Source organism: Micromonospora sp. CA-111912 (assembly GCF_050948415.1).
In the GTDB taxonomy this organism is placed as follows: Bacteria; Actinomycetota; Actinomycetes; order Mycobacteriales; family Micromonosporaceae; genus Micromonospora.
On record NZ_CP192007.1, the window covers coordinates 3,891,708 to 3,904,825 of the forward strand.

Annotated in this window: 9 protein-coding genes and 1 pseudogene; 5 read left to right on the forward strand and 5 right to left on the reverse strand. The window is 73.6% G+C overall.

Features of this window, described 5'->3' with window-relative positions; all coding sequences use genetic code 11:
• Window positions 1–40 precede the first annotated feature (40 nt).
• Window positions 41–2,371: an endopeptidase La gene (lon, locus tag ACQPZO_RS16080; protein ID WP_433341849.1), complete on the reverse strand. Its 2,331-nt coding sequence runs from the start codon at window positions 2,369–2,371 to the stop codon at window positions 41–43.
• Between the two features lie 491 nt (window positions 2,372–2,862).
• Here lon and ACQPZO_RS16085 point away from each other — a divergent pair, with 491 nt between their 5' ends.
• Entirely contained in the window at window positions 2,863–3,210 is a 348-nt protein-coding gene (locus ACQPZO_RS16085) for a histone-like nucleoid-structuring protein Lsr2 (RefSeq protein WP_433341851.1), read from the forward strand.
• Between the two features lie 1,043 nt (window positions 3,211–4,253).
• Here ACQPZO_RS16085 and ACQPZO_RS16090 read toward each other — a convergent pair.
• Complete coding sequence (locus ACQPZO_RS16090) at window positions 4,254–5,147, reverse strand: hypothetical protein (RefSeq protein ID WP_433341853.1); 894 nt, start codon at window positions 5,145–5,147, stop codon at window positions 4,254–4,256.
• A gap of 190 nt (window positions 5,148–5,337) precedes the next feature.
• On the opposite strand from ACQPZO_RS16090, the gene ACQPZO_RS16095 reads away from it, so the two are divergent.
• The 3 genes from ACQPZO_RS16095 to ACQPZO_RS16105 all read left to right on the forward strand — a co-directional run bounded on the left by ACQPZO_RS16095 (window position 5,338) and on the right by ACQPZO_RS16105 (window position 7,886).
• Complete coding sequence (locus ACQPZO_RS16095; protein ID WP_433341854.1) at window positions 5,338–6,480, forward strand: DICT sensory domain-containing protein; 1,143 nt, start codon at window positions 5,338–5,340, stop codon at window positions 6,478–6,480.
• Window positions 6,481–6,790: 310 nt separating this feature from the next.
• Window positions 6,791–7,348: a hypothetical protein gene (locus tag ACQPZO_RS16100; RefSeq protein WP_433341855.1), complete on the forward strand. Its 558-nt coding sequence runs from the start codon at window positions 6,791–6,793 to the stop codon at window positions 7,346–7,348.
• A 169-nt stretch (window positions 7,349–7,517) separates the two neighbouring features.
• Complete coding sequence (locus ACQPZO_RS16105) at window positions 7,518–7,886, forward strand: FKBP-type peptidyl-prolyl cis-trans isomerase (RefSeq protein WP_350888013.1); 369 nt, start codon at window positions 7,518–7,520, stop codon at window positions 7,884–7,886.
• Between the two features lie 237 nt (window positions 7,887–8,123).
• Here the strand turns inward: ACQPZO_RS16105 and ACQPZO_RS16110 are convergent.
• Window positions 8,124–8,483, reverse strand: a pseudogene (locus tag ACQPZO_RS16110) (STAS domain-containing protein); the annotation flags it as partial.
• Window positions 8,484–8,759: 276 nt separating this feature from the next.
• Here ACQPZO_RS16110 and ACQPZO_RS16115 point away from each other — a divergent pair.
• Complete coding sequence (locus ACQPZO_RS16115) at window positions 8,760–9,779, forward strand: SMP-30/gluconolactonase/LRE family protein (protein WP_433341857.1); 1,020 nt, start codon at window positions 8,760–8,762, stop codon at window positions 9,777–9,779.
• 118 nt (window positions 9,780–9,897) lie between these two features.
• Here ACQPZO_RS16115 and ACQPZO_RS16120 read toward each other — a convergent pair whose 3' ends face one another.
• Entirely contained in the window at window positions 9,898–11,160 is a 1,263-nt protein-coding gene (locus tag ACQPZO_RS16120) for an Ig-like domain-containing protein (RefSeq protein WP_433341858.1), read from the reverse strand.
• A 227-nt stretch (window positions 11,161–11,387) separates the two neighbouring features.
• On the reverse strand, window positions 11,388–13,070 hold the full coding sequence (locus tag ACQPZO_RS16125) for a right-handed parallel beta-helix repeat-containing protein (RefSeq protein WP_433341859.1): 1,683 nt from the start codon (window positions 13,068–13,070) through the stop codon (window positions 11,388–11,390).
• Window positions 13,071–13,118 lie beyond the last annotated feature (48 nt).

The window sequence follows — 13,118 nt, forward strand, 5'->3', positions numbered from 1 at the left end:
CCGCCTGCGTGCAGCGATGACAGGGGACCTCTGTTCGCCCTCAGGCGGCCGTCAGGGTGGGGCCGGTGAGGGTGCCGGCGTCGGCCGGGCGCAGCGCCAGGGCGAGCACGTCGACGACGTCGGCGAGGGTGTGCACGGTCAGCGCCTCCCGTACCTCGGTGGGCAGGTCGTCCAGGTCCGGCTCGTTACGGGCCGGGATGATCACCTCGGTCAGGCCGGCCCGGTGCGCGGCGAGCAGCTTCTGCTTCACCCCGCCGATGGGCAGCACCCGGCCGGAGAGCGTCACCTCGCCGGTCATCCCGAACTCGGGCCGCACCGGCCGGCCGGTCACCAGCGAGGCCAGCGCCGTCACCATCGTGATTCCGGCGCTCGGCCCGTCCTTGGGCACCGCGCCCGCCGGAACGTGCAGGTGGATCCGCCGCCCGGCGAGGGCGTTCGGGTCGATGCCGAGCCGGCGCCCGTTGGAGCGCAGGTACGACAGCGCGATGTGCGCGGACTCCTTCATCACGTCGCCGAGCTGGCCGGTGAGGGTCAGCCCCGGCTCACCCTCCATGCTGGTGGCCTCGATGAAGAGCACGTCCCCGCCCGCACCGGTGACCGCGAGGCCGGTGGACACGCCGGGCACCGCCGTCCGCTCCGCCGACTCGGGGGTGAACCTGGGCCGGCCGAGGTAGCGGGCCAGGTTGCCGGTGTCCACCCGGACGGGCGTCGGGTCGGTCGCCAGGGCGACCGCGACCTTGCGCAGGATCTTCGCCAGCGCCCGCTCCAACTGCCGGACGCCGGCCTCCCGGGTGTGCTCCCCCGCGATCCGGGCGAGCGCGTCGTCGGCGACGGTGACCTCCTCGGCGGTCAGGCCGGCCCGCTCCCGCTGCCGCGGCAGCAGGTGGTCACGGGCGATGGCGACCTTCTCGTCCTCGGTGTAGCCGTCCAGGGTGACCAGCTCCATCCGGTCCAGCAGCGGGCCCGGGATGGTCTCCACCACGTTGGCGGTGGCCAGGAACAGCACGTCGGACAGGTCGAGGTCGACCTCCAGGTAGTGGTCGCGGAAGGTGTGGTTCTGCGCCAGGTCGAGCACCTCCAGCAGGGCGGCGGCCGGGTCGCCGGCGTAGCCGACCGCGAGCTTGTCGACCTCGTCGAGGAGCACGACCGGGTTCATCGAGCCGGCCTCGCGCAGCGCACGGACGATCCGGCCGGGCAGCGCGCCGACGTACGTGCGGCGGTGGCCCCGGATCTCCGCCTCGTCGCGGACGCCGCCGAGGGAGACCCGGACGAAGTTGCGGCCGAGCGCCCGGGCGACGGACTCGCCGAGGCTGGTCTTGCCGACGCCGGGAGGGCCGGCGAGGGCGAGCACCGCGCCGGAGCCACGCCCGCCGACCACGCCGAGGTTGCGCTCGGCCCGGCGGTTGCGCACCGCGAGGTACTCCAGGATGCGGTCCTTCACGTCGGCCAGGCCGGCGTGGTCGGCGTCGAGCACGGCCCGGGCCGCGGCCAGGTCGGTGTTGTCCTCGGTACGCGTGGTCCACGGCATCTCCAGCACCGTGTCCAGCCAGGTGCGGATCCAACCCGCCTCCGGGGAGGCGTCGCTGGCCCGCTCCAGCTTGCCGACCTCGCGCAGCGCCGCCTCGCGGACCTTCTCGGGCAGTTCGGCGGACTCGACCCGGGCCCGGTAGTCGGCGGAGCCGTCCGGCTCGTCCTCGCCGAGCTCCTTGCGGATGGCGGCGAGCTGCTGGCGGAGCAGGAACTCGCGCTGGGACTTCTCCAGCCCCTCGCGGACGTCGCTGTTGATCTGCTCGGTGACCTCCTGCTCGGCCAGGTGGTCCTTCACCCAGCCGACGAGAAGCTCCAGCCGGGCGGTGACGTCCGGAGCGGCGAGCAGTTCGGTCTTCTGCGCCAGCGTGAGCCAGGGCGCGTAGCCGGCCGCGTCGGCCAGCTCGGAGAGGTCGGTCATCCGCTCCATGGCGTCGATGACCTGCCACGCGCCGCGCTGCTGGAGCACGGACGTCATCAGGGCGCGGTACTCGCGGGCGAGGTCCCGGGCCCGGCCGGTGGGGACGGGTTCGGACAGTTCGGTGGCCTCGACCCAGAGGGCGGCGCCGGGCCCGGGGACGCCGGAGCCGATCCGTGCCCGGGACAACCCCCGGATCACGGCGGCCGGCTCGCCGCTGGGCAGTCGGCCCACCTTCTCGATGGTGGCGACCGTGCCGACGGGGCCGTACTCGCCGTCGACACGGGGCACGGCGAGGAGTTGCTCGTCGCCGGTGGCGCGGGCCGCGTCGACGGCGGCCTGGGTGGTCGGGTCGAGGGTCACCGGAATGACCATGCCTGGCAGCAGGACGGCGTCGGTCAGTGGAAGTACCGGAAGAGTTGCCATCGAACACCTGCTATCGCGTTGGGTTGAGCCTGACTCACTCAAGTAACAGAGCGCGCCCCTTGTTCCGAAGCGTGATTCAGGCCACTCCAGCGGTCGATCGGAGGCGGCCCGGCGCAGGGCCCGGGGGCGGGTCTCCCTCGCCGGCCGGGAGCGTCCGACGAGGAGCGACGGCAATCGCCGCGCCTGATCGCGGCCGGAGCCGGGGCCGGCGCGATCTTCGGGAAACCGCCGCCGCCGAAGGGAAGGCGTGGCGGATGACGACAACATCGTGGCGCCTGCCATGGGTGTCGGAGGCGAATCGGGTGGCCACCCCGCGGTGCCCCTGGCCTGCTCAACCGCTTGAGCGGCACCGGCAAATTCCACCGGCCGAGCGGGATTCCATCCCGCGTAACTCGACTCGCCGATTGCAGAACCGGGCATATTCTTGCGGAATTGCCAGTTGATACGTCAAACTCTTAGCACACCCCGCCCCACACAAGGAGTAATTGGCGATGGCTCGGAAAGTAATCACCGTTCTGACTGATGACCTCGACGGCGGGAAGGCGGATCGGACCGTCGAGTTCAGCCTGGACGGCGTGGCGTACACCATCGATGTCTCCGACGAGAACGCCGGCACCCTGCGCAAAGCACTCGATCCCTACATCAACGCCGGCCGGCGCATCGGTCGGGGTCCGGTCGAGACCGGCCGGGCCGCCCGCCGCCCGGGACGGGCCCCGGTCTCCGGAATGGACCGCGAGCAGAACCGGGCCATCCGGGAATGGGCCGCCAACAACGGCCACGAGATTTCCGACCGCGGGCGCATCCCGGTGTCGGTCGTCGAGGCCTACAAAAACCGCTGATCCGGCGGCGGTGCCGCGATCCGGGGGTTCCCGGGTCGCGCCGTGGAGGCCGGCACCCGCTGGCCCCTTTCCGGTTGCAGTTCCCACGGCGCCGGCCGACATAGGCCGGTGCCGGTGCGGGCCGTCCCACGACCGGGCCGGTCAGCTACTTGCCGGTCGGCGCACTCGACGGAGCCGCGGGCGGGCCGGGCCCGGCACACCCGGTGTTCCGGGGCGCCCGTCGACACGTCGGTGAACGGCGCACGGACCGGGCCGGGCCGGCACGGCACCGGCGTCCGGTGCACCCGACACACCCGCCCGAGGTGACGGCCCACCCACGCGCCGACCGGCGTCCACTCTTCCTGCCGTGCCGGTCCGCCGAGATGACGGCCACTGCGCGCCGCCCCGCGTCCCACGTCCACCGGTCCAGCCTCGCAGGCCGCCGGTGCTCGAACCGCGCGACGGGGTCGCCCAGGGGTGATCGGCCCCCGGGCGACCCCGGATCTGCCGACGGTCGCGACGTCGCCGCGCGAGTTGGGTTGACCTGTATCCGCACGACGTCGAAGGCGGGTGCCCGGTTGACCCGCTCCGCCATCGGGATGCGGCCCGGACCACGCACCGGGCGGTGCGGGGCTGCGGCAGTCCGTCCCCGCCTCCGTTCTGGCCACCGCCGTTGTCCCCGCCGCGCTGACCGCCCTTGTTGCCGATTCCGCCGAAGACCGCGAGCGTGCCGACAACGGCCAGCAGCCGCCTGCTCCGCGCGATACCGGATGACGGCGAGCCCGTGTGGGCCTTCACGTCGAATTGCTTACCTCTCGATCCGGTAGCCGCCACGTGGCCCCGTCGGACCGATCAATTCTGGTGAGACGCCGGCGAGGGTCGCTACGACGTGCGGGCGCATGTCGATGGTCGATGGTGCTCTTTCCGCACCGTCGTCCGCGCCGGCAGGCTCGGCGGAGGAAGATCCTGCCCATTCCCGCCGGAGTACGTGCCGTGGCGCGAGGTTCAACCGGATATGGGAATTCTGCGGGAGCGACCGGTCGACGGCCCCGTTCCAGGGGACGTCAGTCCGCGCAGAGGTGGTCGAATCCAAAGCCGTTCCGCATTTCGTCACGGCGCGCCCGCAGCCGGCGGATGTCCCCGTCGAACTGCTCGCGGGCGACCAGCTCCGGCTCGCCGCCGTCGAGGCCACGCAGCCGCTCACCCACCGCCACGGCGGCGAGGTCCTCGGCGAGCCGCCCCGGGTCTATCCCGCAGGAGAGGCGGTGCTCCCACACCCGCACCCGTTCCACCAGGCACCGGCCGGGCCGCACCTCGACCCAGCTCCAGCCCTCGGCCGGGCCGTCCGCCCAGCGCACGTGCAGGCCCCGGACGATCGGGTCGACCAGCCGACGGGAGACGTAGGCCTCGACGGCTGCCGCCCGGGCCAGGGCACCGAGGTCGTTGACGTGCCCGCTGCGCCCGTCCGGCAACCGGCCGACGATGTCCCGGAAGGCGACCGGCGTGGCGTCCCCGGGCTCGGGGTGCCCCGGGTCCGGCCGGACGGCGTCGGCGTACGTGCGCGCGTCGATGACGTACTCGACGATCCGCCGGCCGTGGTCGGCGGCGCGCAGGGTGGGCGAGGCGATCCGCAGCACCCCCAGGCCGACCGCCGCGCACACGGCGTCCTTCATCCGTTCGGCGCGCTGGGCCGCCGACCCGGGCGGCACCGGCGGGCCGACCTCGACGGCGAACAGCGGTCGGCCCGAAGGGGCGGCGCAGACCACGTGGTCGAGGCACTCCCGGCCGGCCGAGCTCCACTGGTGACCGGTGACCCCAGGTGGACGGCCGTGCAGCAGCTCGCCGAGCCGCCGGGCTGCGTACACCACCTGGCCGCCCCGGGCGAGGGCCGGACCACGGCCGGTCGACGCCGCGACGGGGCGCAGCAGGGAGCCGTCTTCACTACCGGTGCTCGTCATCCGCCTTGTCCATCCGTCGGGCCGTCAACCGGCCGAGTCTAGGCCGTCGATCATGGATCCCACCTCGCCGGTGCGGCCCGCGCCCGGCCGCCGGTCGGCCCGGGCAGGCTGCCCGGACGCTCCTCGCCGCCGCGCCGGCTGGGCGGGGCCGGCGGAAGCGCTTGATTCTCTGGGTCTCTAGGCTCAGCGGGTGCTGCACAGTGGACGGCCCCCGGAACTCATGACCAAGCGCAGCCTCGTCGCCGTCTCCCACGCCATCGAGAGTGCCGCCCTGGCCATCGCCGAGGACGGGCCGCTGGTGGTCGTCGCGCTCTTCCAACGGATGCCGTACTTCGAGCGGGAACGGGCGGTCTACGAGCGGATCGCCGCCTCGGCGGCGGTGACGGTGGTGGGCGTGGTCGGGCAGCCTCCTTCGGGGCTCCCCGACGGCGCGTACGGGGTGGCCCTGGAGGAGACCGAGGACCTGGCGCGGGAGTGGAGCGTGCTCGCGCTGACCCCCCGGTTCGGCGCGACGCTGGTCGCGTACGACCGGGCGGAGGTGGAGCCGGCGGCCACGCTGGAGGCCGGCCGGCTCTTCGACGGCCGGTGGGGGTTCCGCCGCGACGAGGCGTTGCACGAGGTCCTGCGGCTGCGCGAGCGGCTCGCCGACCGGCTTCCCGACGCGGTCCGCGCAACCGTGGACGACGTGCTGGCCCGGGTGCGTGATCTGCCCGCGACGCCCGGCGAGGCACGCGGCGAGGCGGCGCTGCGGCTGATGTTCTCCCGCGCCGAGGGGGCGGCCCGGGACCGCTGGGCGACCGGGTCGGGGTCGGGTGACCGCGGCCGGGGTGCCGAGGCGGGGGCCGCCGAGGCCGCCGCGCCGCTGCTCGACGAGTCGGGGATGCGGCGGTGGACGGGCGCGGACGGGATCACCGCGTCGGGCACCCTGCCGGTGGCGCTGATCGGCGTCCGGGTGGACGAGCCGGCTGGCGCGCCGGAGCGCTTCGGCCGGCGCAGCGCGGCCCGCGAGGCGCAGGCGGTGATCGGGGCGGTGACCGCGCCGCTGCGCCCGGTGGACCGGGCCGTACGCCTGTCGGACCAGGAGTACCTGTTGTTCCTGCCGGCGCTGACCGAGGAGCAGGCGGTGACGGTGGCCGGCCAGGTGCACGAGGCGGTCGGCGACCTGGTCCAGTCGTACCCGTTCGTCGCGTTCGCGGTGCACGCGGCGGTCACCGTGACGGCCCGGCGACCCCTGCCCGTGGCCGACGTCCGGCACGCCGTCGGGTGGGCCGCCCGGGAGGGCGTGCCGGTGGCCCGGCTGGCCCCCGAGACGGCCGAGGTACCGGTCGGATAGTGCGGGTCGGGCGCTCGGGTGCGGGAGTGAAAGGGGTGTCGGCTACCCGTGCCGGTGTGGCGCCGGCCGGAGGCGTCTCCGGGCCCACGCGATCACCGGTCCCCGGTCCCATCGGTTGCGGTTGCGTGATCATCGACTACGGTCGGACGAGGCCGACGGGGGAAATGTCCGGCCGGGACGGCCGACGGGACGAGTGGATCAGGGTCGAAGGTCCCGGTCGGAAGCGGACCCATCGGCCCTGACCGGGACGCCGGTGACGATGTCCAATGGAACTGCCACCGGGAACGCGGTGCGAGGCACAGGAAGGGACGTGGACACCATGGCCACGACGATCGAGCGGAACACCGCCAACACCCTCGCTCCATCGGGCGAGACCACCCGCCAGAGGGCCACCCGGTACATCCTGGCCGGAATTCGGATCGCCCTGGGCTGGACCTTCCTCTGGGCCTTTTTGGACAAGATGTTCGGCCTCGGCCACGGGACCGAGGCGAAGAACGCCTGGATCGAGGGGGGCAGCCCCACCAAGGGCTTCCTGGCCTTCGGCACTGCCGGCCCGTTCAAGGGGCTCTACACCGAGATCGCCGGCGCGGCCTGGGCGGACTGGCTGTTCATGGCCGGCCTGGCCGCCATCGGCGTGGCCCTGATCCTCGGCATCGGGATGCGGATCGCCGCCATCGCCGGTGGCCTGCTGCTGGTGATGATGTGGACGGCCGTCCTGCCCCCCGAGAACAACCCCTTCATGGACGACCACCTCATCTACGCCGCGGTCCTGGTGGTCCTCGCCCTGCTCGACGCGGGCGACACCCTCGGGCTCGGCCGGGCCTGGAAGCGGCTGCCCATCGTCCAGCGGTTCCCCTGGCTGATCTAGTCGGACGAGCACGGCCCGGCGGGCGCCACCTTCCCGGTGGCGCCCGCCGCCGCTTGTCGGGCCGCGCCGGGACCGCCGGGCGCGGGACCGCCGGACATCGGCGGATCACGATCCGGCAGGATCGACGGCGACCGCAGTTAACCGCAGCACCGAGCAGGAGGCGTACGACATGGACAAGCCCCAGGTTGGCCCGATCGAGGGCGCGCCGCCCGCCGATCTCGTCATCGAGGACCTCACGGTCGGCGATGGCCCGGAGGCCCAGCCCGGTCAGCGGGCCACCGTGCACTACGTGGGGGTGGCCCACTCCACCGGTCGCGAGTTCGACGCGTCCTGGAACCACGGCGAGGCGTTCGAGTTCCCGCTGGGCGGCGGGAGGGTCATCGCCGGCTGGGATCAGGGCGTGGTCGGCATGCGGGTCGGCGGCCGGCGCAAGCTCACCATTCCGCCGCACCTCGGGTACGGCAACCAGGGTGCCGGCGGCCTCATCAAGCCCGGCGAGACCCTGGTGTTCGTCGTCGACCTGCTCGGCGTCCGCTGACCCGGGTGGGGTCGTCGGCCGCTGCCGGCGGCCCCGCCCGGCGGCAGGCCGTCAGACGCAGGCCAGCATGGGTGCGGAGGACGCCTCCGCCACGGGCACGAGCGACCCCAGGGCGCGGGCCAGCGACCCGAGCACGGCGGGTTCCGGCGGGGTCACCGCCGGAACCGGTCGCGCCGACGACTCCCCCACCAGGGCGGGGGCGAGCGGCGCCAGCACACGCGGCGCTGCCACGGTCGAGGCAGCCGCAGTCGAGGCAACGGCAGTCGAGGCAGCGGCGCCGTCGCGGACAGGGATGACGCGGTCCAGGCCGGTGACGTGCAGCACCCGGGCGACCATCGGCGCCGGGTCGACGAGCACCAGCTCGCCGCCACGGGCGCGGACCCGTCGGTGCGCGGCGACCAGTGCCCGGACCCCGGCCGCGGAGAGCAGCCGGACGCCCGAGATGTCGAGCCGCAGCACCGGCCGGGCCGGGGCGGCCCACAGCGCAGCGCGCAGCAGGCCGACGGTGGCGATGTCGACCTCGCCGGTCGCCCGCATCTCCACCGCGTGGTCGCCCACGCTGACCTGCACGTGGAATCGATCGCTGCGCTGCTCCATGACCACGAATCTAGCCCCACCCCCCGACAATTCCGCCCTGCCGAGGAGTGACTCCGGGTACACCCAGGGTCTGACCCCGAGTCACTCCGGGTCCACCCTGAGCAGGAGCTGCGGCAACGCCGGGCATCCCCGGTGGCACCGGCGAACCCAGGCCGACCCGGTCCGGCCGGCGGGTGACCCGGGCATGGTCCCGGCGGCCGTCGGGGTGCGGGCGGGCCGGTGCGACACGCGTGGCGGGGACCGGGCCGGCGGAGCGCGGCGGGTGACAATGACCCGATGGTCGTTCCCCGCCCGCGCGCGCCCCGACCCATCCGGCCCGTCCGCGAGCCGGCCACCGTGCCGCCCCCGTTGAACGGGCCGTGGGCGGCGACCGACCTGCGGCTCGACGACGCGGAGCTGCTGCCGCTGGCCGAGGGCGCGCATGGCCCCGAGGACGTCGTGGTCGACCCGGACGGCCGGGTGGTCAGCGGCGACGAGGACGGCCGGCTCTGGTGGTGGCCGGCGGACGCACCCGAGGGCACCCGTTCCCAACTGCTGACCGAGACCGGCGGCCGGCCGCTCGGCATCGAAGTCGACCCGCGCGACGGCAGCCTCGTCGTCTGCGACGCCTACCGGGGGCTGCTGCGGGTGACCCCGGACGGGGCGGTACGGGAGCTGACGGGCACCGCCCCGCCGGTGCACCTGGCGAACAACGCCACCGTCGCGCGGGACGGCACGATCTACTTCACCGACTCCTCCGACCGGTTCCCACTCTCGCACTGGAAGCACGACCTGCTCGAACACCGGCCCAACGGGCGGGTGCTGGCGTACGCCCCGGGCACCGGGCGCACCGAGGTGGTGGCGAGTGGCTTCTACTTCCCCAACGGGATCGCGCTCACCCCGGACGAGTCCGCGCTGCTCCTGGTGGAGACGACCACCCACCGCCTGCTGCGGGTCGACCTGCCCGGCGGGGCGGCCACCGTGCTGACGGACCTGCCGGCGTACCCGGACAACCTGTCCGCGGTCGGCGACGGGACGTACTGGATCGCCCTGCCCAGCCCCCGGCTGCCGGCCGTGGAGCGGTTGCTGCCGCACCCCCGGCTGCGGCAGTTGGTCGCGCTGCTGCCCGACGCGGTCCGGCCACAGCCGCGCCGCTACGGGCTGGTCGCGCTGGTCGACGGCGCGGGCACGGTGCTGCGGACCCTGCACGGCCCGCGCGGCGCCTACTGGATGATCACCGGCGTACGTCAGCACGGCGACCGACTCTGGCTCGGCAGCCTGGTCGGCTCGGGCGTGGCCCGGGTGCCACTGGGCTGAGGGCCGACCGGGGCGTCCCGCGGGCGAGGTGGGCGACGACGGGGCGCAGCCGGTGAGGACGGCGACCGGTCCGCCACCGTGCGGTGACGGACCGGTCCGGCGGTCGTTCCTCCCGTGTTCAGCCGCCGCTGGCCGAGGGGGCCGGTGCGGGCGAGCTGCCGCCGGCCACCGCGCCGGGGTGCGGCGGCGCCATGTGCGGGCTGGGCCGCAGCCCGGCCGGTACGGGCAACGCGCTGCCCTTGGCGAACTCGTCCCAGCCGACGTTCCAGGCCGTCCAGCCGTTGCCGGCCTGCAGCGGCACCTCGGTACCCTTGACGGTCACCAGGTCGCCGACCTGGGTGATCCCCATCAGCCAGTCGGCCGCCGTGGCGGAGACGTTGGCGCAGCCATGGGAGACGTTGGTGTAGCCCTGGTCGCCCTCGGACCACGGCGCCGAGTGGATGAACTCACCGCCCCAGGTGATCCGCTGCGCGTCGTCGACGTCGACCACGTACCCGCCGTCGGGCTCGCCGCGGGTGTCGAACGTCGTCCGCTCGTGCTTCTCCATGATCACCATTTTGCCGCTGGAGCTGGGCGTGCTCGGCTTGCCGAGGCTGACCGGGATCCGGCGGACCAGCTTGCCGTCCCGGAACACCGACATCTGCTTCGTGGCGTTGTCGATGTCGACGGCGACCTGCCGCCCGATCTTCGAGGTGGCCCTGCGGTCGGCGTCGCCCATCCGCTCCTTGCCGATCGGCAGCCCGTCGAGCGCCGCCCGGACGCTGATCGCGGTGCCCGGCCGCCAGAAGTCGGGTGCCCGGTAGTACACCTGACTGCCGTCCTCCAGCCACGACCAGGTGCCCGGCTGCGGCGGATCCGTCTTGACGAACAGCCGCTTCTGTACCGCCGCCCGCGCCTCCTTCGGCACGGCCGGCTCGAACGCCACCGTCACCGGCATCGCGGTGCCGTACGTCTGGTTGCCCGCGAAGTAGAGAGTGCTGGTGATCGCCGGCTTCGTCGGCTTCGACGCCGTGGTGAAGGTTGTCTTCCGGGTGGAGGTCCGCCCCTGGTCCCCGGTCACCGTCACCTCGGCGGTGTACGTCCGCCCGTTCGCCAGGGGCGCGCTGGGCACCCAGCTCGACCCGTCCTCCCGGGGCTCGCCGCCCAGCTGCCGCCCCTTGTCGTCGGTGAGCCGGACGGCGCTGACCTTCCCGTTCGTCACGCTGGTGCCGACCTCGGCGCTGAGCGGGACGTCCCGGGCCCGGTCGGCCGGCGTCAGCTCGACCGCGGGTGGCGGCGCCGCTCCCCCGGCGGTCTTCCGCTCGGCGGTGCACCCGCCGAGCACCAGCGAGGTGGCTGCGATGGTTACCGCAAATAGCGTCGATCGCCGCCTCACGTTCATATTCGCACCCCATTCCCATTTCCCCTTGGCCACATTCTGTACGGCCCGACGGGAGGCGCGACGCAGCTTCCCCGGAATTACGTGAAGCATTTTTCGGCAGTTTCGACGGCACCGGGCCGAAAGTGTTCCCGCCGACCTGGCAGGACCCGATGTCACGGTTCGGCCGGGTCACCCCGGACGACCGGTTCGCCCCGCCGTGCACCCGGCCGGAAACCGTCCACCGGCGATCAGCAGTCCCAGTCCTGGTCGCCGTGGTTGCGGTCCCAGCGGCCGCCGACCGGCGGGGTGTCCAGCCGGGTGGGGGCCACGGCGTTGCCGGCCAGGTCGTTGTCCTCCACCCGGCAGGCGACGCAACTGCCCAGCTCGGTGATCCACAGCCCGTGGGTCTGCGTACGCCTGTGGTGGTTGTCCCAGATCCGGTTGCCCCGGACGGTGGCGGAGTCGAACGGCGCGTTGATCGTGATCCCGGCCCGGCACTGCGGCGCCGGCGACAACTCGTACGCGGTGCCGGGCAGGGGGGTGTCGCCACTCCACCCGCTGTAGGCGTCGGGGCGGACCGGGGCGAGGGTGAGCTCGTTGCCGTCGTTCGCAGCGACCACGGCGACCCGCCTGTCCACCCGCAGCACCTTGCCCCGGTGCCCGTCGTGCGGCCAGTCCGCCGCCCGGTCGACCAGCGACCGGTCGGTGTAGCGGACGGAGTCGCCGCTGCCCCGGTACTCGTCGGCGCACTGCCGGCCGTTGTTGCGGATCCGGTTGTTGAGCAGCACGGCGTCGGCCATCGGGCGGTCGAACCGGATGCCGTCCAGGCCGTTGCCCCAGAAGTCGTTGCTGTCGATGACCACGTCCATCGCCGCCCCCTGGTAGCCGTGGCCCAGATCGTGCCCGTGGTACCCGTACGCCCCGTTCCCGCTGATCCGGTTCCCCCGGATCGTGTACGGGCCGGGGGTGTTGCCCATGCTGACGCCGTCGCGGACGTTGCCGTCGATGACGCAATCGGACAGCAGACCGCCCCGGCCGGCGATGCCGGACGTGCCCTCGGCGGAGACGTCGAAGCCGGCCTCCAGATTGCCGATCATGGTGCAGGCGGAGACGACCAGCCCGTCGGCGCCCCAGTCGGAAATGCCGAACCTGTTGCCCTGGCTGTGGCAGCCGATGATCCGGTAGCCACGCGGGGGCTGCCAGTAGGGCTTCTGCAGCTCCAGGAAGATGCCATTGGTGCCGTTGCCCAGCGTGGTGCAGTTGGCGATGGTGAGCCGCTCCACGGTGCCCCAGCCGCCGATCCCGACACCGATCCCGGCGCCGCCCATCTCCTCGCCGTTGTCCAGCCGGCCGCAGCCGACCACCACCACCCCCTCGATCAGGCTGTCCTGGAGGAAGTCGCAGCCGAGCCCCGTCGCGGCGGTGTGGTGGATGTACAGGTTCCGGAACGTCCCACGCACCACGTACTGGAGGCCGAGCCCCTTGGCCAGGTAGTTGTACTCGGCCATGCTCACGCCGGAGCCGTCGATCTCGAAGTCGGCGAAGGCGCAGTCGGCGATGTGCCGGTCGCGGTCGGCGCCGTGCTGGACCGTGGTCCAGAAGGCCAGCGGCGTCGGCTCGACGCGGTTGCCCTCGTTGCTCAGCAGGAACCGGGTCGCGCCCGGTCCGGCCCCGATCAGCGACACCCCGCTGCGCCACACCGTGCCCGCGTCCCGGATGGAGTAGATGCCGGGCGGGCAGTAGATCACCCGGGCCCGTCCGTCGGCGGCGTACCCCGCACCGAGGCGGTCCACCAACGCGGCCAGCGCTGGTTGGTCGTTGGTCACCCCGTCACCGCGCAGCCCGTATTCGGTGGCGTCACAGTGCAGCGGCGCTCCGGCGACGGCGGGACGACGGTCCCGGACGTTGACAGGCACTCCCTGGAACGACACTGCGCTCTCCTCTCCGACGGCGAACGACGGGCGGTGGAGGGCGCGGCT

What these genes read in the sequence shown, in the direction of transcription:
- lon (WP_433341849.1), bottom strand. Translation starts at nt 2,371, where the DNA reads ATGGCAACTCTTCCGGTACTTCCACTGACCGACGCCGTCCTGCTGCCA.
- ACQPZO_RS16085 (WP_433341851.1), top strand. Translation starts at nt 2,863, where the DNA reads ATGGCTCGGAAAGTAATCACCGTTCTGACTGATGACCTCGACGGCGGG.
- ACQPZO_RS16090 (WP_433341853.1), bottom strand. Translation starts at nt 5,147, where the DNA reads ATGACGAGCACCGGTAGTGAAGACGGCTCCCTGCTGCGCCCCGTCGCG.
- ACQPZO_RS16105 (WP_350888013.1), top strand. Translation starts at nt 7,518, where the DNA reads ATGGACAAGCCCCAGGTTGGCCCGATCGAGGGCGCGCCGCCCGCCGAT.
- ACQPZO_RS16115 (WP_433341857.1), top strand. Translation starts at nt 8,760, where the DNA reads ATGGTCGTTCCCCGCCCGCGCGCGCCCCGACCCATCCGGCCCGTCCGC.
- ACQPZO_RS16120 (WP_433341858.1), bottom strand. Translation starts at nt 11,160, where the DNA reads ATGAACGTGAGGCGGCGATCGACGCTATTTGCGGTAACCATCGCAGCC.